Source organism: Paenarthrobacter sp. TE3676 (assembly GCF_056279165.1).
Map to the genome: position 1 here is coordinate 44,240 of NZ_JBWBQU010000010.1, position 19,793 is coordinate 64,032.

Annotated in this window: 16 protein-coding genes; 5 read left to right on the forward strand and 11 right to left on the reverse strand. The window is 62.9% G+C overall.

Annotated features, from left to right (window positions below; translation table 11 throughout):
- Window positions 1-44: 44 nt before the first annotated feature.
- Window positions 45-428 carry a VOC family protein gene (locus ACZ881_RS20560; protein WP_476117795.1) on the reverse strand — a complete coding sequence of 128 codons (384 nt, stop codon included), beginning with the start codon at window positions 426-428 and terminating at the stop codon, window positions 45-47.
- 129 nt (window positions 429-557) lie between these two features.
- Between ACZ881_RS20560 and ACZ881_RS20565 the strand changes: the two genes are divergently transcribed.
- On the forward strand, window positions 558-1,076 hold the full coding sequence (locus ACZ881_RS20565; protein ID WP_476117796.1) for a DinB family protein: 519 nt from the start codon (window positions 558-560) through the stop codon (window positions 1,074-1,076).
- 3 nt (window positions 1,077-1,079) lie between these two features.
- On the opposite strand, the gene ACZ881_RS20570 is transcribed toward ACZ881_RS20565, so the two are convergent.
- From ACZ881_RS20570 to ACZ881_RS20585, 4 genes are read right to left on the reverse strand one after another with little or no spacing between them, the layout of a single operon-like run.
- Complete coding sequence (locus ACZ881_RS20570; RefSeq protein WP_476117797.1) at window positions 1,080-2,090, reverse strand: GNAT family N-acetyltransferase; 1,011 nt, start codon at window positions 2,088-2,090, stop codon at window positions 1,080-1,082.
- Between the two features lie 9 nt (window positions 2,091-2,099).
- A complete protein-coding gene (cydD, locus tag ACZ881_RS20575; protein ID WP_476117798.1) occupies window positions 2,100-5,576 on the reverse strand; it encodes a thiol reductant ABC exporter subunit CydD in 3,477 nt (1,158 codons plus the stop codon).
- Window positions 5,577-5,583: 7 nt separating this feature from the next.
- Window positions 5,584-6,666 carry a cytochrome d ubiquinol oxidase subunit II gene (cydB, locus tag ACZ881_RS20580; protein ID WP_476117799.1) on the reverse strand — a complete coding sequence of 361 codons (1,083 nt, stop codon included), beginning with the start codon at window positions 6,664-6,666 and terminating at the stop codon, window positions 5,584-5,586.
- Between the two features lie 18 nt (window positions 6,667-6,684).
- Window positions 6,685-8,283: a cytochrome ubiquinol oxidase subunit I gene (locus ACZ881_RS20585; RefSeq protein WP_476117800.1), complete on the reverse strand. Its 1,599-nt coding sequence runs from the start codon at window positions 8,281-8,283 to the stop codon at window positions 6,685-6,687.
- A 280-nt stretch (window positions 8,284-8,563) separates the two neighbouring features.
- On the opposite strand from ACZ881_RS20585, the gene ACZ881_RS20590 reads away from it, so the two are divergent.
- Together ACZ881_RS20590 and ACZ881_RS20595 are read left to right on the forward strand one after the other, a co-directional pair.
- Window positions 8,564-8,950, forward strand: a complete 387-nt coding sequence (locus ACZ881_RS20590; protein ID WP_011774471.1) for a BlaI/MecI/CopY family transcriptional regulator — start codon at window positions 8,564-8,566, stop codon at window positions 8,948-8,950.
- Window positions 8,951-8,955: 5 nt separating this feature from the next.
- Window positions 8,956-9,978, forward strand: a complete 1,023-nt coding sequence (locus ACZ881_RS20595) for a M56 family metallopeptidase (RefSeq protein ID WP_476117801.1) — start codon at window positions 8,956-8,958, stop codon at window positions 9,976-9,978.
- 21 nt (window positions 9,979-9,999) lie between these two features.
- On the opposite strand, the gene ACZ881_RS20600 is transcribed toward ACZ881_RS20595, so the two are convergent.
- Complete coding sequence (locus ACZ881_RS20600; protein WP_476117802.1) at window positions 10,000-10,536, reverse strand: Chromate resistance protein ChrB; 537 nt, start codon at window positions 10,534-10,536, stop codon at window positions 10,000-10,002.
- Between the two features lie 33 nt (window positions 10,537-10,569).
- On the opposite strand from ACZ881_RS20600, the gene ACZ881_RS20605 reads away from it, so the two are divergent.
- Window positions 10,570-11,781: an MFS transporter gene (locus ACZ881_RS20605; RefSeq protein ID WP_476117803.1), complete on the forward strand. Its 1,212-nt coding sequence runs from the start codon at window positions 10,570-10,572 to the stop codon at window positions 11,779-11,781.
- Here the strand turns inward: ACZ881_RS20605 and ACZ881_RS20610 are convergent.
- Window positions 11,778-13,886 carry a DNA gyrase/topoisomerase IV subunit B gene (locus ACZ881_RS20610; RefSeq protein WP_476117804.1) on the reverse strand — a complete coding sequence of 703 codons (2,109 nt, stop codon included), beginning with the start codon at window positions 13,884-13,886 and terminating at the stop codon, window positions 11,778-11,780. The two genes, ACZ881_RS20605 and ACZ881_RS20610, sit on opposite strands and share 4 nt — an antisense overlap.
- A gap of 255 nt (window positions 13,887-14,141) precedes the next feature.
- On the opposite strand from ACZ881_RS20610, the gene ACZ881_RS20615 reads away from it, so the two are divergent.
- On the forward strand, window positions 14,142-14,363 hold the full coding sequence (locus ACZ881_RS20615) for a DUF7455 domain-containing protein (RefSeq protein ID WP_054809363.1): 222 nt from the start codon (window positions 14,142-14,144) through the stop codon (window positions 14,361-14,363).
- 198 nt (window positions 14,364-14,561) lie between these two features.
- Here ACZ881_RS20615 and ACZ881_RS20620 read toward each other — a convergent pair whose 3' ends face one another.
- From ACZ881_RS20620 to ACZ881_RS20635, 4 genes are all read right to left on the reverse strand, one after another.
- On the reverse strand, window positions 14,562-15,875 hold the full coding sequence (locus tag ACZ881_RS20620) for an RNA polymerase sigma factor (RefSeq protein WP_091466703.1): 1,314 nt from the start codon (window positions 15,873-15,875) through the stop codon (window positions 14,562-14,564).
- Window positions 15,876-16,121: 246 nt separating this feature from the next.
- Window positions 16,122-17,375, reverse strand: a complete 1,254-nt coding sequence (locus tag ACZ881_RS20625) for a DUF4192 domain-containing protein (RefSeq protein WP_476117805.1) — start codon at window positions 17,373-17,375, stop codon at window positions 16,122-16,124.
- An 83-nt stretch (window positions 17,376-17,458) separates the two neighbouring features.
- On the reverse strand, window positions 17,459-18,814 hold the full coding sequence (locus ACZ881_RS20630; RefSeq protein WP_476117806.1) for an MFS transporter: 1,356 nt from the start codon (window positions 18,812-18,814) through the stop codon (window positions 17,459-17,461).
- A 35-nt stretch (window positions 18,815-18,849) separates the two neighbouring features.
- The gene (locus ACZ881_RS20635) at window positions 18,850-19,788 is read right to left on the reverse strand and encodes a proteasome assembly chaperone family protein (protein ID WP_091466697.1); all 939 of its coding nucleotides are present in this window, start codon (window positions 19,786-19,788) and stop codon (window positions 18,850-18,852) included.
- Window positions 19,789-19,793 lie beyond the last annotated feature (5 nt).

A 19,793-nucleotide genomic window follows, 5' to 3' on the forward strand; every position in this document is an offset into this window, starting at 1 on the left:
CCTCCGGCCTTTGTGCTGCCGTGGCTGTCAAGCCACGGCACGGGCTAGCCGGTTTGGTTGATGCTCAGTATGTTTCCCTCACTGTCGAGGAACCATGCTGCGGCGCTCCCATCAGGCATCGTAGCGATGCCGTCTTCAGTCTTCAGGCCCGGGAAGTCGTAGTCTTCGAAAGTGACTCCCTTGCCGCGCAGCTCCTGCACTGTGGCCCGGACATCGCTGACCGTCCAGCCCATCTGGGTATTCTTGGCAGTCCCTGCATTGGACGTTTGATAGACAAAGAATCCGGTTCCGTCGCCGCACCTGTACTGGAGGTTGTCGTCGTCGTCCGGATTTTCGGGTTCCAGTCCGAGTTTTTCGCTGTAGTACGCGCGTGCCCGGGCTATGTCCTGTGCCGGTAGGACGGCACCAACCTGCTGATCCTTGAGCATTGTTTTCTCTTTCCGGCTCTCCCCCCGGAACGAACTTTACTCTTGGCAGGGTCCGTAAGTAATTGGAAAACGACACCATATTTCGTGGGCTGTAGAGGGGCCCGCGCAGGTTCAGCTTAGACTGGCCGCATGCCGATCATCCCCGATGAAAAAGACTGGACCTGGGTGCTCTCACAGCCCTGCCCCGAGTGCGGTTTCGACCCCGCAACGGTGACCCCTTCCACGGTGCCCGGCACCGTCCTGAACATGCTTCCCCGGTGGCGGGCCGTGCTGCGCCGGGAGGATGTAGCAACACGTCCCAACGACCACACATGGTCCAACCTGGAGTACGCCTGCCACGTCCGGGACGTCTTCAGCCTCTTCGATCAGCGCCTGAACCTGATGCTCTCCGAGGATGACGCCCGGTTTGCCAATTGGGACCAGGACCAGGCCGCGATCGACGGTGAGTACGGTTCCGCTGATCCGCGCACGGTGGCCGACGAACTGGAGGCAGAGGGCAACGAGATTGCCGAGTCCTTCGCCCGCGTCACCGAGGATGATTGGCAACGCACCGGAACGCGCAGCAACGGATCCTCATTCACCGTGCTGACGTTCTCCCAGTACTTCCTCCACGACGTTGTTCATCACCTTCATGATGTGGACGGCTAAAAACTAGAGCATCTTCTCCCACGTCATACTGCGGTTCACTGGCGCATAACCCATGCCCAAGTAGAGTTCCAACGCCCCCGTGGGGTTGGCCGAGTCCACGTCCAGTGAGGCCACGTCCATTCCCGCTGAGGCGTAGCGCTGCATGGCATCGGCGAGCAGTGCTTGGGCTATGCCCCGACCGCGATAGGCCCGCCGCACACCAAGGAGCTCTGTGTAGCCTTCCTTGAAACCGCGCTCGGCGGCAGAGTCGGGATCAAAGCTGGTTAGCTGGTATCCGGCCACCTCCCCCGTGCCGGAATCAATAACCACAGCACTGAGATCGTGCCGGGCCGTCGGTTCCTCAATAGTGAAGCGCCACGATTCTTCATCCCGTGGCTCGCTCCCCCAGTGGTCCCTGAACGCATCGTTATGGGCTTGGCGCACGGGTTCGAAGAGCGATGGATCCAGCGTCCTGAGCTCGAGTCCTGCACTCAGGGGCGCTTCGGGCAGTTGCTGGGACAGGGGCCGGTGCATTTCGTTGAACCAACGCACGGCGCCGTAGCCGTGACCCATCAGGAGTGTTGCCTGGTGCTCGTGCTGTTCCTCCGTCTGGATGCGGAGACGTGGCGGTGCTGTGGTGTGTCCGGCAGCTTGATCGGACTCGAACCGGGAGCGTACTTGTCCTTCCTGCCACAACAGCACTGCAGAGCCGATGCCCCGCTGTTGCCATTCCGGGTCAACGCACGCCATTCCGGTGGCTTTGTCGCCCTCGGGATTCTTGGCGATTCGACCGTAGGCACGCGCCACACCGTCGGAGTCGACGCCCAGCAGCGTGCTCGTTTCCGCCGGGTTCTTGGTCGACTCCAGGATGTGGACCAGGTCGCCGCGCTTTTCGTACCAGACGGGATGTTCGACGGCGGCCGTCCGGGCAATCAGGCCCGCCCAGTTCCCGAGGTCTTCCATGGTGGCTGGTCGCCAGCTCAGGCCGGTTGCAACGGAGTTGGGCATGACTTGGCGTACGGCTTCGAAAGGCATGCCAACAGGCTACTGAGGAGTAGGCCTTCCCACCAGTTCCGCCGCGCCCGGGCTTCGCTTCCCGGCACCCTGGGTTGCAGGCAATTCCAGCCGCCCATCTGCCGGATCAATATCATCCGGATTATGCGTAACCAGGACAACGGTGACGTCCTTGAGTCCATTGCGCAGAATGGCCATCATTTCCCGCGCCGAGCCCGCATCCAAGTGGGCCGTAGGTTCGTCAAGCAACAAGACGGTGGCTCCGGTCAGGAGCGTCCTGGCCATGGCAAGCCGCTGACGTTCGCCGCCGCTCAGGAAAGAACCGCCGGGGCCGATACGGGCATCGAGCCCTTCCGGCAGTGCCGCCACGACTGAATCAAGCCCGACGTCGGCCAGCGCCTTGCGCATCTCGGACTCGCTGGGCTTCGCTGCAGCCGGGCGGCTCAGCAGGAGGTTGCCGCGGATAGTGGAGTCGAACAGGTGTGCCTCCTGGGGGCACCACGCAGCTTTGCCGGAGAGCTTCACAGTTCCTTCTGTCAGGGGCAGGAATCCGAGAAGTACCGAGAGGAACGTGGACTTCCCTGCGCCGGAGGGGCCGGTCACGGCAAGCCAGCGGCCGGGCTCGGCAACAGCAATCACACCGGAAAAGACGTTCGGGCCACCCGGCCAGGACGCTGACGCACCCCGCATCTCCAGTCCCGCCCGGCCGGGCCGATCAGGCAGGCGACGCGTGCCGCCGTCGTGCTCTTCCGCTTGGCTCCCTGGGGTGGGGGTGTCCAAAGCGCCGGATGCTGCCACGCGGCCGAGCACGGCTGCGAGCGCCGGGGCTTGGCGCACAGCGGACACGATGCCACCAAAGGGTTCAACCAGGGCTAGTTGCATGAGGACAATGACAGCTGCCAGTTCCGGTGCGACAGTGCCGTTCAGTACGGCGGGTGCACTCAGGACGCCCGCCCACAAGGCGGCCATCGAGCAAGCCAGGACAATCACTGCCTGGCCGAGCCCTTCAGCCCATGCCGACCGTTGTGCAGAGAGGGTGGCGGTGCGGTCTTTGTCGCGCAGTGCACCGAGGACAGGCTCCCCCACCCCGTTGGCGCTCAGTTCCGCACGGGCATCGAGGGCTGCGGCCACTCCCCGAAGCACCACTGAACGCATCTGCTGTTCAGCCTTGGCGGCGTTCCTGTCAGCCAGGACCGCAAGGGTCGGGGCAAGGACCAGGCCGACGACGGCGGCTGCCACCACCGCCGGCAGGGCCGCCGGCAAAACGATGGCTGTAGCGAGGATCGCCGCCGCCCCGACTCCAAGGGCAGTTACGGGAGGGAGGACAACCCTGGGCAGAAGATCGCGGAGGGTGTCCACGTCGTCCACGATGGAGCCCAACACGTTGCCGCCTCGGAGGAGGCGCCGGAGGGACAACGCCCTGCGGCTCAGCGATGCCCACAGAGCACCGCGGAGCCGGGTCATCGCAGCGAAGACAGCATCATGGGTCAAGAGCCGCTCGCAATAACGCAGAACGGCCCTTCCTATACCGAAGAACCTGACTCCGACGATCGCGCCGAGCAGGTAGAGAATGGGCGGTTGTTCGCTGGCGCGGATGATCAGCCACCCGGACAGACCTGACAGTGCCACTGCGAAGAGGGCGGCCAGGACGGCCACGACACCTGCGGCAAGGAACTTCCAACGTACGGGTCGCAGAGCCCGCAGGAGACCATGCAGGCTGCTGGTCGTGGGAGCGGGCGGGAGGCCGCGTTGGGGACTGGCTTCCTTCGCTGGGACTGTAACAACCCCGCCACGGGTACCGCGCGGACTGCTCGCCCCGGCCACTATGGGCACCGAGGTCCCCTGGCGGTGCTGGTGCTGCTGCCCTACGGGTACCAGGTGGTCGGCGAGCGCCCGGGTGGCGGCGTCGTGGGCCACCAGGATCACGGTGACGTTGCCACGAAGCGACTCTATGGCGCGACGGACCACGCTGGCGGAGTATTGGTCCAGATGGGCGGTGGGCTCGTCGAGCAACAGGACCGTAGCGCCTGCTTCGACGCGGGCCAGTCCACGGGCGAGGGCGATCCGCCGCAGCTCTCCGGGGCTTAGTTCCGCTGGGTTCCTGGCAGCGAGGTGCTCTGCAGACGCCTTCCGAAGGACACGGGTGACGGCCTCGGAGGCGTTCCCCTTGTACCCGTCAAGATAGAGTTCAATCTCTTTCTGCACAGTTTCGGTGGCCATGACAGGGTGTTGCGGAACCCACGCCACTGTCCCCGGGTCCGCACCGGTGATGGTCCCTGTGACCGAGGCTCCCGGTCCTTGCCCGATGAGCCCGGCGAGGACACCCAGGACTGTGCTCTTCCCGGAGCCGCTGTCGCCGTCGAGGGCCGTAACGCGCCCGGGCGCGGCAGTGAAGCTGAGGGGCCCGACGGCGGCTGCTGACCTTCCGTGGTACGCCACGGACAATCCACTCACAACTACCCCGGCCTGTGCAGTGCCGGACGGTTCTGTGCAGGCCTGTTCTCTGCAGGCCTGCTCAGTGTTGGAAGGCCCATGATCCTGCAGGCGCTCGTGTGCGGGGGCATCCAGTACGGCGTTGGTGGTTTCGAGGGCTGCCCTGCCGTCATCGCTTGCGTGGTGGGCGGTGCCGAGTTCCCGTAGCGCAAGGTAGCAATCCGGGGCCAGGATCAGTGCCAGGAGACCGGCTTCAAGGGCCATGTCGCCATGCACCAGCCGTACGCCGATGAACACAGCCACTACGGCCACGGAGATCGTCGCTATGAGTTCCAGGGCCAGCGCGGAAAGGAACGCCGTGCGGAGCGTGCCCATGGTCCGGGTCCGGTATTGCTCGGAGATATCTTCCAAGGCTGCGCGCTGTTCGGTGGCACGTCCCAGGCCCACCAGGACGGGAAGGCCTTTGGCGAGTTCAAGGATGTGGCCGGACAGTTTCCGGAGCGTGCTATGCGCCTCCCGGACGGTGTCTTCGGTGTGCCTGCCGATGAGGACCATGAACAGCGGCACCAGTGGAACCGTCAGGACGATCACCACAGCACTTACCCAGTCGGCGAAGAGGATCCGGGCTCCGATCAGGAGCGGGACCGTAGCGCAGTTCACGATCGCAGGCAGGTATTGGGTGTAGTAGTCGTCCAGTGCGTCCAGGCCCCGCGTGGCGAGGATCGCCAGGCCGCCGTCGTTCATTCCCGCTACGGGCGACGAGACGCCGTCGGACAGCGAGCGCCTCAACAGCCGTGCCCGCAGTTCCTCTTTGACGCCCAGCGCAGCCCGCCTGGAGGCAATGCCTTGGCCCCACACCGTCAGCGACCTGAGGACCGCTCCCACCGCGCCCCAGATCAGCCCGTTGTTCCAGTCCGCCGGGCCGGAGTTCCCTGCCCCGGACGTTAGTCCGGCCAGCATCCCCGCCACAGCCTGCGCCATGAGCACCAGGGACAGTGCTTTGAGGGTGGACATCAGGCCAAGGGCGTAGAGCGCCGATCGTGTGGCGGGGCCGGTAGGGAACACGGGTTTCATGGGGCGGCTATTCTCCCGACTTGCGTGGTGTGGCCGGCGAGCTGTCCTTGGGGATCATCACCTTGGCGGCGATGGCTGGCAGGAACCCGTGGGCTTCGGGGATGTGGGCCGCGCTTACGCGCCGACGGAACACCCAGTACGTCCATGACTGGTAGGCAATCACGAGTGGCAGGCCAACGGCTGCAACGATGCTCATGAGGCCCAGCGTGTAGTCCGAGGACGATGCATTGGAGATGGTCAAGTTGAAGGCGGGATCGATCGTGGAGGGGATGACCACCGGGAAGGCAGCTCCGAAGATCGAGGCAGTGGCGCACACAATGAACGCGCCGAGGGCACTGAAGGCGCGTCCTTCAGACCCGGCTCGGGCCAGCCGCCACGCCAGGACCACTGCGACGATAGCTGCTGCCACCAGGGCCCAGGTCCAGGGCTTACCGCTCAGGAACTGGACGGCCACCATCCAGCCGAACATCGGCAACACCGCGAACGGCACCAGTCGAATGAACCAGCGGCGGGCGCGATGCCGCACGTCGCCGTCGGTCTTAAGGGCAAGGAACGCCAGTGCGTGTACCAGGGCAAACGCCACCACACCGAAACCGCCAAGGAGTGCGTAGCCGCTGAACCAGGACATTGGGCCACCGACGCGGTCCCCATTGGCATTCAAGGGCAGGCCCGTGGTGGTGAGCGCCAAGGCTGCGCCGATGCCGAACGCGGCCACGAAGGACCCGATCGCGATCGCCCAGTCCCAGCGGTTGCGCCACTGCTCGGAGTCCACCTTGCCCCTGTATTCGAAAGCGACTGCCCGGAAGATCAAGGCGGCCAGGACTGCCAGTAGCGGGAGGTAGAGGCTGGAGAACAGCGAGGCGTACCAGAGAGGGAAGGCTGCGAAGGTGGCACCGGCTGCGGTGAGCAGCCACACCTCATTGCCGTCCCATACCGGGCCTATGGTGTTCAGCAGCACGCGGCGGTCGGTGTTGTGGCGGGCAAACAGCTTCATGAGCATGCCGACGCCGAGGTCGAAACCCTCCAGGAAGAGATAACCGGTCCACAACACGGCGATGGCTACGAACCAGATGGTTGGCAACAGTTCCATTGTCAGTACCCCTTGGCCTTAGTAGGCGAATGCCAGGACGTCGTCGCCGGACTTGTCCGGTCCGGTGCCGTCGTCGTTCTTGTCACGTTGGTCGTCGGAGTCCTGCGCGTGACCCAGTTCGGGCATCGCCGAGGCCACGCCACCGCGGATGTACTTGACCAAGAGCTTCACCTCCACCACCAGCAGCACGGCATAGATGGCGGTGAGGACTACCAGCGAGGTCATGAGCTCTCCTGCGCTGACCCCCGGAGATACCGCGGCAGCGGTGAACATGAAGACCTGGTCGATTCCGTTCATGTCAGGGTTGGGGGCCACCACGAACGGCTGCCTGCCCATTTCGGTGAAGATCCAGCCTGCGGCGTTGGCGCCGAACGGTGCGAGGATCCCCAGGACGGCAAGACGCATGAGCCATTTTGACTCGGGAACCACGCCCTTGCGGGTGACCCAGAGGGCCAACAGTGCGGCGAATGCGGCGAGGCCACCGAAGCCGATCATCATGCGGAAGCCCCAGTAGGTCACTTCCATGACAGGCACGTATTGAATTTCCTGTCCGGCGCGCTCACCGTACAGGGGGTTGTCCGGCAGGTGGGTGCCGTACTTCTCCTTGTACTCACCCAGCAGGCTGTTCACGCCCTTGACCTCGGTGGTGAAGTCGCCCTTGGCCAGGAAGGAGAGGATGCCGGGTACTTCGATGACAGCCACGATGTCGTCGCAGTTGGTGGCACCGAGGTTGCCGACGCTCAGGACCGAGAAGCCCGTGCCGTCATGGCAGGCAGCTTCCGCTGCGGCCATCTTCATGGGCTGCTGCTCGAACATCAGTTTGCCCTGGAGGTCACCTGTGATGGCCGTTCCTGCGAAGGAGATCATGGCCACCACTGCACCAATTCGCAAGGATGTCATCCATACGGTGTAGTCGGCTTTGTCACGGCCCGGGATTGCGGCCTCGCCGGGAACCAGCTTGCCGTCCTTGCCCACCACATCAATGCCATCGTGGCGGCGGCGCCAGAGGTGGTACCAGGCGATACCCAACAGGAAGGCGCCCGCGACAGCCAGTGCACCGAACAGTGTGTGGGGCACCGCAACCAGCGCCGTGTTGTTGGTGAACACAGCCCAGGCATCGGTCATCACGGGCCGGCCATCCACGATCTCAACGCCTACAGGGTGCTGCATCCAGGAGTTGGCCACGATGATGAAGTATGCGGAGAAGACTGAACCAATCACGGCGATCCACAAGCACGCCAGGTGGACGCCGCGCTTGAGTTGCTTCCAGCCAAAGATCCACAGTCCCAGGAAGGTGGATTCAACGAAGAAGGCCAACAGTGCTTCGAGGGCCAGGGGCGCACCAAAAACATCCCCGACGAAACGGCTGTACTCACTCCACGCCATGCCGAACTGGAATTCCTGGACGATGCCTGTGGCTACGCCCATGATGAAGTTGATGAGGAAGAGCTTTCCCCAGAACTTGGTCATCCGCAGGTACTGGGGCTTGCCGGTGCGGTACCAAATGGTCTGGATGATGGCCACTACCAGGCCGAGGCCAATGGTGAGCGGCACCATCATGAAGTGGTAGACGGTAGTGATACCAAACTGCCAGCGTGCGATTTCCAAGGCGTCCATGGCTGTCCTTTGTGCGGTGGACCGAAGTACGATGACCTTACTTCTACGTCACGTAGAAAACTTCTCTTCTACACAGTGTAGAACAAATAGAGGGAGACGAAACCCATTCTTCAAGTGGCGTAACCCACGCGCAAGGGATCGCTCAGGGGCGCGGCGCGCCGATAGTTCTACCTCACGTAGAATGAAGCTCTGAAAAGCGGTAGATTTATTGTGGAATGTTGGATCATCGCTCCCGGCAGCAGCCACCCTGCACCGGGAAGCGGAAGGTAGGGACGTATAAATGGCAAGTCTTGGGGAACTGGAACGGGCAGTGATGGATCTGCTCTGGGCAGGCCAGGAGGCTGCAACCGCCAACACACTGCGCGATCTCCTGGCGCAGGATTCCGAGGCCGGTGACGGCACCGCGGGTCATCAAGGCAAGGATCTGGCCGTAACCACGGTCCTCACTGTGCTCTCACGCCTGGAAAAGAAGGGCCTGGTGGAGCGCGAACGCGGAACGCGGCCACACCGCTACCAAGCCGTCTCCAGCCGCGCCGATCACACCGCCGAACTCATGCACGAAGTCCTGGGCTCGGCTCCGGACCGCGAGGCCGTCCTGGCACGCTTCATTGGTTCCGTCACCGAAAGTGAAGCCGCTACCCTGCGCAAACTGCTCGGCTACAATTAGCCACTATGTTCTGGACCTCATACCTGCTTGCGGTCCTGGCAATCATTCTGGCGTGGCCAGTACCCGTACTCCTGTCGCGCGCACAGTGGCCGGCACGATCCCCCTTCACCGCCATGGTGCTGTGGCAAGCGATCGCCCTCGCTGGTGGCTTGTCCATGATCGGGGCCATGCTCGTTTACGGACTCGAGCCCATCGGGGACAACCTCATTGCGGGACTCAAGAGCCTGGCCGGGATGGTCTTCAACAACGAACCCACCACGGCGCTGGGCTTTTGGCACCTTTTTGCGCTCTCCGCAGCGGCACTGTTGACCGCCCACCTGGTCTTCACCCTGCTGCTGACCTATTACAAGATTGAACGCCAGCGGCGACGCCACCGCGAGCTGCTGGCCCTTCTGGCGTCACCGTCGGACGACGGCCCCGGCACCGTGGTGATCAACCACGACTCCCCCGTCGCCTACTGCCTCCCTGGCGGCGCCCGATCCGTAACGGTACTCTCCGACGGCCTGATGGCAGCACTGGAACCAGCTGAACTCCGGGCTGTGCTGATTCACGAGAACGCGCACCTGTCCCAGCGCCACGATCTCCTCCTTTGGGCCTTTGCTGCCTGGCGTCAGGCCCTGCCATGGTTCCCCACCACCCGGCTGGCCCAGACCGCGGTGAACTCCCTGATCGAAATGCTGGCCGACGACGTCGCCCTCCGCACCGAAAGCAAGGGCACCCTGATCAAGGCCATCGCCATTGTTGCCAGCGGCACCACACAGCCCGCCCTGGACGGGCAGTCCGTCAGCGGGCGTCACGCACTGGCCGGCGGCCAGGCACTCAGCGCAGGGGGCGCCGTCGTCGAGGGCAATGCAGTCAGCGCCACCGGCGGTGCCGACTCCCCACGCACGACGGCGTCACGCGTCAGCCGCCTGCTCTCACCCAAGCCTCCACTCACCAGGGCTGCGCGGGCACTGGTCCTGGCCGCCTCGGCCTTGCTGCTTGCGGTGCCCACTGCACTGTTGATCGTTCCGGGACTACTGGGCTGACGGATTGCCTGGCTTGACCGGCTACTGGGGCAGCGTCGCCTCGTACACCAAGGACGCGTAGCCTTCCAAGGCCTCGGCACAGCGAGCCAGGTGCTCTGAGGCGACAGTCGCCTGCGGCAAATGAAGCACATCGCGCGACTTCAACTCCCTGTACCAGCGTCTCAAACGCTCCAGGCTTTGTTCTTCTTCCTCCAGTTCGGCGAAAGTGAACTTCTCCCTCGAGATCTCTTTGGCTATCTCCTGCTCAAATTTGCCGCAATCGGCCGTGAACTCGTTCCACTCTTCCAGCCGGGCAGCTTCGAATGCGCTACGGAACGTGTCCGCGCCTGCGTCCCGGGGCGCAGCGTCCACCAACGTCCAGGAACCATCGCCCTTTGCCACCAGCGCCGAAGCTCGCGCGAGGCCTTCATCGAAGGCCGGATGGGCAGGCAGAACCCAAGTACCCGGCGACAAAGGAACAGCCCCGATCCGGCGCAGTTCGCGCCACACCGCCACCCTGTGCCGGGATGGCTGCGCAGGAACCTGCACCAAAATCAACAACCACTGTTCATCAATCACACTTATGAATGTAGCAGCTGTTACATTCGTACCGTGAAAGCCACGAACACTCTTACACCATCCGTTGCAGCCAGCCAGCGTTGGCCCCTCTACGCCGCGGGATTTACCACCGCCTTTGGCGCCCATGCTGTCGCAGCGGGCCTCGGGGCAGAAAGCGCGGACATCGGTTTGAGTTTGCTTGCCCTGGGCGTTCTGCTGGCTTTGTACGACATCGCGGAAGTGTTCCTCAAACCCGTTTTCGGCGCCCTCAGCGATCGCATCGGACCCAAGCCGGTCATCGTGGGTGGGCTGGTGGCTTTCTCCGCGGCCTCCCTGATTGGATTATGGGCGGATCAGCCCGCCATGCTCGCCGCCGCGCGACTTGGCCAAGGGATGGCAGCTTCAGCCTTCTCCCCGGCTTCGTCCGCTAGCGTTGCCCGGCTGGCAGGCGGCAAGACCGGGCACTACTTTGGCCGCTATGGCTCCTGGAAAGGACTCGGCTACGCTATCGGACCGCTGCTCGGAGCCCTGGCCATCATCACCGGCGGATTCAGCCTGCTGTTCGGGATCCTGGCGGCCCTGGGCCTGGCAGTGGCTGTGTGGGCCCTTGCTTCAGTGCCCCGCCTGCAGCCGCTTCCCCGCCCCCGGTACACCATCGTCGATGTTTGGCGACAAAGCACCCAACGGTCGTTTCTTGGACCAACCCTGGTGTTGGCCGCTGCCACGGGAGCACTGGGTGCCGCCGTCGGCTTCCTCCCTGCGCTGGCAGCACGGGAAGGGCTTGGCACGGCCGGCAGCGTTGCCGTAGTCACAGTGCTCGCCGTAGCTTCCGCGCTGATACAGCCCCGCGTCGGCCAGCTGCGGGACCAAGGAAGAATCGCCGACAGGCCCGGCATGGTGGCCGGCCTGCTCGCCATCTCCATTGGCACCCTGATAGCCGGCTTGTTGCCGGGAGCAGCGGGGATCTACGTCGCGGCCGTGCTCATCGGTACGGGAATCGGCGTGTCCACACCTCTTGCATTCGCCCACCTGGCCGATGCAACACCGGCCGAACGCCTCGGTAGAACCATGGGCTCAGCCGAGCTGGGCCGTGAACTTGGCGACGCCGGTGGGCCGCTGCTGGTGGGAGGCGTTGCCGTAGCGGCCGGGCTGCCCTGGGGTTTGGGCGCCTTGGCCTTGGTGGTGGGAGCGGCTACGTTCGCCGCCCCGGGCGCCCCCACGCCACAAACCGCTGATGGTGCCCCGGTTCCGTCAAAGCCGAGCTAGGCGTCGATGCGCTCCCGGTCCAGGGTGGCCGCGCCCGCAATAATGAACTCCTTACGCGGCGCCACGTCCGAGCCCATCAAAAGATCGAAGACTTCCTCGGCACGTTGGGCGCTATCGATGCCCACCTTCCGGAGGGTCCGGTGTCGTGGATCCATAGTGGTCTCGGCCAGTTGCTGAGCGTCCATTTCGCCCAAACCCTTATACCGCTGGATAGGTTCCTTGTAGCGTTTGCCTTCCTTGGCAAGGTTGGAGAGAAGCACGTGAAGCTCAGCCTCTGAGTAGGTGTAGATCATCTCATTGGCCTTCTGGCCGGGGTTGATCACTTCCACGCGGTGCAGGGGCGGGACAGCGGCAAACACGCGGCCGGCCTCGACCATGGGACGCATGTATCGGAAGAACAGGGTGAGCAGCAGTGTTCGGATGTGCGCACCGTCAACGTCGGCGTCAGTCATGAGGATGACCTTGCCGTAACGGGCAGCGTCAATATCGAAGCTTCGACCCGAGCCGGCGCCCACAACCTGGATCAACGCCGCGCACTCAGCGTTGGACAACATGTCGCCTACGGATGCTTTCTGGACGTTCAGGATCTTGCCGCGGATGGGCAGCAGTGCCTGAAAGTCGGATGAGCGGGCAAGTTTGGCAGTACCGAGCGCCGAGTCACCCTCCACGATGAACAGTTCAGAGCGCGCGATGTCATCAGTACGGCAGTCTGCAAGCTTGGTGGGCATTGACGAAGTTTCCAGGGCGTTCTTGCGGCGCTGGGTTTCCTTGTGCACGCGGGCAGAGATGCGCGACTTCATCTCGGCGACCATCTTCTCCAGGAGGAGCGCCGACTGGGCTTTGTCGTTGCGGTTGGCCGAGTTCAGCCTTGTAGTTATTTCCTTCTCAACCACTTTGGCCACGATTGCCCGTACCGCCGAGGTACCAAGGATCTCCTTGGTCTGTCCCTCGAACTGCGGCTCCGCAAGCCGGACAGTCAGAACGGCAGTCAGCCCGGCGAGAATGTCGTCTTTCTCAATCTTGTCGTTGCCGGCCTTGAGCTTGCGCGCGTTCGTCTCCACGGCCTTGCGGAAGGTCTTCAGCAGGGCGGCCTCAAAACCGGACTGGTGCGTTCCGCCCTTGGGCGTTGCGATGATGTTGACGAAGCTGCGCATAGTGGTCTCGTAACCGATGCCCCAACGCAGGGCGATGTCCACCTCGCAGTCACGTTCAACTTCCGCGATCTTGCTGTGCCCGTTCTCATCGAGGACCGGAACGGTTTCCTTGAATTTTCCAGAACCGTGAAGGCGCCAGACATCCGTCACTCCGGAATCGGCAGCGAGGAACTCGACAAACTCGGAGATGCCGCCATCGTGATGGAACACTTCCTCATGGACACCGGCCTCTCCAGGTGTTCCGGCCAGCTTGCGCTCGTCGCGCACGGTGATTTTCAGGCCGGGCACAAGGAACGATGTTTGGCGGGCCCGTGCTGCCAGGTCGTCGTAGGAGAACTTGGCGTCAGGGGTGAAAATTTGACGGTCTGCCCAATAACGCACGCGAGTTCCCGTGACGCCACGCTTTGCCTTGCCCACAACATCCAGCACCGAGTTCTCAACGAACGGCTCGAAGGGTGCATTGGGGCTTGGTTTTGCACCGGAATCCACGAAGCGTCCCGGCTCGCCGCGGCGGAACGACATCTGGTAGGTCTTGCTGCCCCGGTCCACCTGGACATCAAGGCGGCTGGACAAAGCGTTCACCACCGAAGCTCCGACGCCATGCAAACCGCCCGAGGCTGTGTAGGAACCGCCGCCGAACTTGCCGCCCGCGTGCAGTTTGGTGAACACGACTTCGACGCCGGAGAGGCCTGTCTTGGGCTCTACGTCCACAGGGATACCGCGGCCGTCGTCGTGGATTTCCACGGAGTTGTCGGCATGCAGGATGACTTTAATGTCATGTCCAAAGCCTGCAAGAGCCTCATCCACGGCGTTGTCGATGATTTCCCATAGGCAGTGCATGAGGCCGCGAGAGTCAGTGGAGCCGATGTACATGCCCGGGCGCTTGCGAACGGCTTCCAGGCCCTCAAGGACAGACAGATGCCGGGCGTTGTATTCAGAACTCGGTGCCACTCGCGGTGTGCTCCTTCGGGGTATATCTCCGGGTGCTTCCCAGCCGTGTGTTGACTGGTAATTCAAGGCAAACACTGCCCGTACAAGCGTAGCCGGGGAAGTCATCAGGCGCCGTTTGCCACTCCAGCGCGGGCGCTGCCTGCCTGGTTACGTTACGCACATGTGATACGCGGACAGCGAAAGTGACCCATCCTTGCCATGGATCTGCCTCGAACGCTGGTTATATGGATGTACAGAACTACTAAGGAGGCCGACATGACAACAGCAGTTGCAGACCGCACGCTGAACGCAGCTGACCGCTGTGACCGTTGCGGAGCCCAGGCGTACGTCCGCGTTGTACTCGAGTCCTCCGGTGGTGAGCTGCTCTTCTGCGGCCACCACGCACGTGCAGTTGAAGCTACGCTTCGGCCAATGACTTCCGGCTGGCACGATGAGACCGAGCGCCTCAACGAGAAGGCTCCCGTCCCCGTCGACTAGGCAGTCCGGTTATCCGGAAACCCTTTTTGATTACATGACAAGGCTCCTCCCACACGGGAGGGGCCTTGTTGCGTTGAACTTGTTGCGTTGAGCTTGTTGCGTTGAGCTTGTTGCGTCCAGCTTGTTGTGGCCAACAAGAAAAGGCGGCCCAGCCGGAATTCCGACTGGGCCGCTCTCAACACCGGTTCTGGGATGTTATTAGTCCAGGTAGTCCCGCAGGACCTGCGAGCGGGACGGGTGCCGCAGCTTGGACATGGTCTTGGATTCGATCTGGCGGATACGCTCGCGTGTGACGCCGTAGACCTTGCCGATTTCGTCTAAAGTCTTCGGCTGGCCGTCGGTCAGGCCGAAACGCATTGCCACAACTCCGGCTTCGCGCTCGGACAGGGTGTCCAAAACCGAGTGCAGCTGCTCCTGCAGGAGCGTGAAGCTCACGGCGTCGGCAGGGACCACAGCCTCGGAGTCCTCAATCAGGTCACCGAACTCCGAGTCACCGTCCTCACCCAGCGGGGTGTGGAGCGAAATCGGCTCGCGGCCGTACTTCTGGACCTCGACAACCTTCTCAGGCGTCATGTCCAGCTCGAGTGCCAGCTCTTCAGGCGTCGGTTCGCGGCCGAGGTCCTGAAGCATTTGGCGCTGTACGCGGGCCAGCTTGTTGATGACTTCCACCATGTGCACCGGAATGCGGATGGTGCGGGCCTGGTCTGCCATGGCGCGGGTAATCGCCTGACGGATCCACCAGGTTGCGTAGGTGGAGAACTTGAAGCCCTTGGTGTAGTCGAACTTCTCAACTGCACGGATAAGGCCCAGGTTGCCTTCCTGGATCAGGTCCAGGAAGAGCATGCCGCGGCCGGTGTAGCGCTTGGCCAAGGAAACGACCAGGCGAAGGTTGGCTTCGAGCAGGTGGTTCTTGGCACGCTTGCCATCGTGAATGACGAATTCAAGCTCACGCTTGAGCTTGGGATCCATGGATCCGTCGTCAGCGTTGATCTTTTCCTCGGCAAAGAGGCCGGCCTCGATCCGAAGGGCGAGGTCAACTTCCTGCTCTGCGTTCAGCAGTGCGACCTTGCCGATCTGCTTCAGGTAATCCTTGACGGGGTCGGCAGTAGCACCGGCCGACATGACCTGCTGGACAGGAGCGTCGTCGTCGTCGGCATCGGAGTAGACGAATCCCGTACCTGAGGGAGCAGCCTTGTCCTTGGTAGCCGTGGCGCCGTCCTCGACGTCATCTTCTCCGACTTCGACTTCCTCGGCAGCTGCGGGATCAAAGTCTTCATCCTCGCCGCTGGAATCCTCAGCGTCGGATCCTGAGGACTTGTTCGCGGCCTCAGCGGCGGCCTTCGCGCCGGGCTTGGGTCCACGCTTCTTGGGTGCCGGCTTGTCAGAGTCGCCCTCTGAGGCCTTGTTGGCAGCACGTGTCGCTGCGCGCTTTGCCGATGTTGCCGCCTTCTTTTCCTCAGCGGACAATTCGGCCTGGGCGGCGGGTTCCTTCTCGACGGAAGACGGGGTCACAGAAAACCTTTCTAGCGGCGGTCTGTGGAATCACCATACGGGCAACACCACTATGACCCTGTCAAGTCCGCGATCAATTTCAAATGCGATCGCCGCCTGCAGAGTCTCTATAGAGAACTCCCGACGACACTGTTTTGTTCCCGATGAAGGGGCCAATTCAGGCATTCGAACGCGGACCCAACCGGGTCTCGGAGTCCATTGTCTCACGGTTTTGCGAAACGCATGCCTAGGGAATTTTCAAGCCCCTTAGGCCACCGTGTCCTTGAACCCGCGCCATGCGGTCTCGGAGCTCCGCGCCCAGGTGCAGATGGTCCCCTGTCCCAGAAGGTCCATGAGCAGTTCGGCCAGTCGGTATCCCGGTTGCGCAGCCTCCGCCCGGCTAAGGCAGGCGTGCGCAACGGATCCACGCCCCTTGCACCAGGAAATCCAGCCCTGAAGGGTCAATGCCGCTGCAGGCACTACGCCGGATTCGTCGTCGATACATAGCCCGGCAAGAACCTGTTGCAATGCGTCAAGGGTGTTCCAACAAGGCATGTGCGGTTGCATGCCCAGTAGGACATCTCCGTAGGTGAAGACGTCCCCGGACGTATCGGGCTCATGATGAACTTTGGCAGCCGGAACGGGCGGGGCCGGTACGCCGAGTTCTTGTGGGTCGAAAGGCGTGCCTGCGTCGTCTTCGATGAAAAGTCCGAACGCCGCAGCACCCGACTTTGCGGGCTCCATGCCTGCTGCCGCCATGACAGCCACAGCGTCCCGCCACGCAGGCACTCTCAGGGTGGTTCTGAGGAAGCCCAGGATTTCCGCGTCAACCCCGGGCTGAAGTGGGTCATCCGCTTCACATCTCCTAAGCACGTGGTGCCACACGGCAAGGACGGCGTCCAGACACCGCTCGCTCCGCCACCCACCGAGAATCTGCTTTCCGTAGCGTGTCTCTGCTGCCAGCACCAGAGGGTCCAACGTCCCCGGACTTGAAAGCCGGGGCTGTCCGGGCCCTCTCCTCGGCGACGGCCCGATGGAGCTCCCCCGGTACACGAGTTCTGCACTAAGCCTGCTGTTCTTGATGCGATCAACAGGCAATCCCGGCACCGGGCAACATTGAAGATCTGTGCAGTAGGCGCTGCGCCAGTACTCGGAGCCAACCAGCCACGCGTCCCGGACCGATAAATCAACCTCGTCCAGACTCCGCTGGAGGGCTTCGAGCAGTGGAATTGCCTGCCGGACCACATCGCCGTCCTCCCATCCGGAGTCGGTGTAGACGGCAAGCACCACCCCGTTAGCGTCCTCATCGGCGATCAGGAAATTGCGGATCTGGTCCGCGAAACCCGAGCGGGCTCGTGGTGAATCAAGGTTCGGCAGGTCCACCCGCAGTGTGGCGCCAAGGACCTTCCCTTGCATGGTGATGGCCACAAGGCTGTCCTCGGGCCAGTAACCCAGCATGTGGGGAATGTAGCCAAGAATGTCTTCGGGTTGGTGGATGCTAAGCGTTCTGTTGGAAGTCATGGTTCCACCCTGCTCAAGTCCTGCCGGAGGAGACAGTAGCCATCACGCCTATGTGGAAAAGCTGCCGCAGCAGCGCGGACCGCCTAGTGCTCGTCCGGAGAAACGGTTCGTGCGGCACGTCGCCGCTCGATCCGTTCCCGACGCTGCCTGGCAAGGGCGGCCAGCAGCGGCTGCACGTGAATCCCCTGGGATGCCATCTGGCGTCGCACCTTCCGCCGTGTTACCAGGATGAGCACCGTACCAAGGCCAAGAAGAACGAACTGAACACTGAGGGCAATACGGAACGGCGCAAGCCCGTACAAATCACCGCCGGAGAAGCCACTGGCGTACAGGAGGTCGAGTACCAGACCGATGAGGTAAATGGCGACGAGCGCCGCTATAAAACCGCCAACGTTGACGATGCCGGTTGCCGTGCCTATTCGATGCGAAGGATTGAATGTCCTGGCGAAGTCGAATCCGATCATGGAGCCGGGCCCACCCACAGCCAGTACCACCACCAAGACGGCCAGGAGCCACAGCGGGGCGCGCTCAGGAAGAACCAGCACGGCGGCCCAAGCCAAGGCTGTAGCCAACGCAATCAGCAGGACCATGGCGGATCTTCGCATGGGATGTTTAGAGACGAACCGGCCAAAACCAGGGCCGGCAACGATCGCCGTCGCAACAAATAGTGCCATGAGCCCGGAGACGGTCCCGGCATCGAGTCCCTGCGCCGATAACAGGAAGGGATATCCCCATGTCATGGCAAACAGGTTCCCGCTGAACTGCACTGTGAAGTGGCTCCAGAGGCCCAGCCGGGTGCCGGGCTGTTTCCACGCGCGGGACAGCGAGATACCGGTGGCACGGAGGCCCTGGCCGGTGTCCCGGGCCGGGTGCCCGGGTGGTGCGTCCCGAAGCACTGCGAGCACGAGGACTACTGCCAGTACGGACATGGCTGCCAGGGTGAGGAACGCGGGCGTCCATCCGGCCGAGTGAAGAAGCAGCGCGAACGGAACCACACTGAAGAGTTGGCCGAGCTGGCCGCACATGCCAGTCAGTTGAGTGACCAGCGGGACCTTGGCAGGAGCGAACCACAACGGGACCAGGCGGATCACCGAAATGAAGGTCATCGCATCGCCGGCTCCCACCAGGACGCGGCCCAGGACGCCACCGGGAACACTGTCCGCAAAGGCCAACTGCAACTGCCCCAGTCCCATGAGCACGGCACCACCTGCCACCATGGCCCGCGAACCGAACCTGTCCACCAGAACACCGACGGGGATCTGCAGCCCTGCATAAACCAGGAGTTGAAGCACCGTGAAGAAGGAGATGGCAGCGGCGCTGGCATGGAACCGCTCAGTAGCTTCCAGCCCTGCGACGCCAAACGAGGTTCTCTGCGCCACCGCCACCAGGTAGGCGAACACGCCGATCGTCCAGATGAGCCAGGCGCGGGGAGCATTCACCCAACAATTATGCCTGCCGGCAACTCAAAGCTGATTTATTGAGGCGAGTCTTTACGCGCCAAATAGGCCTCTACGGCAGCTCCAATATCCTCGGCGTTAGGCAGCTCATCATTCTCATCTGCCAGCAGCGAGCGGCGGACGATGCCCTCGGATTTCTCGTCGTAGCGCGTCTCGAGATTTGTGACTACTGCCTGGACTTCTTCAGAAGCCTCGATCTGCTCCGCGATCTGGCGGCCCACTTCACGCCCCGCTTCCCGGAGCCTGTCCGTTGGCAGCATGAGGGAGGTTGCCGCCCCCAGGTATTCCAATCCGGCGACGGCGGCCGGCGGGTACTCCGCTTCAGACAGGTAATGCGGGACATGGATGACGTAGCCGGCCACATTGCGTTCCGCTTCGGTGAGCCGGAGTTCCAGGATGTGTCCAATGGCAGCAGGAACATCTACCGTGGGTTTCCAACTTGAAATTCCCTCAATGAGTTCAGGCATGTTGCCATGAACCGTCACTCCAACGGGCCGCGTGTGCGGGACGGGCATAGGGATGGAATGGATCCAGGTCACCAGGTTGACGTCCAGCTCTTCAACGATTCCGACGACGGCCCTCGAGAAGCGCTCCCACTGCAGGTCTGGTTCGAAGCCGGCAAGCAGCAGGAACGGCTGGCCAAGGCCGTCATTCAGCTTGTAAAGGCCGAGCTTTGGCGCTTGGTAGTCCTGCAGGTGGTCTTCCACGAAGCTGATGTGGGGCCGCCTCGAACGGTAGTCGATGAGTTGGTCGGCATCGAACATGGCCACCACCTCCGCACCCAGTTCGTCCAACAGTTCCGCGTTGATCTGCCGGACCACGTGACCGGCATCGGCAAAGCCCGTGAACCCCATGACCATGTTCAGGCCGCGAAGCTCGGGGCTGTGGAAGGTCTCAATGTTTCGCGCGTACAGCGATTCGGGGTCCAGGAGGGAGCCGGATATCCGTTCAAACACGGCGT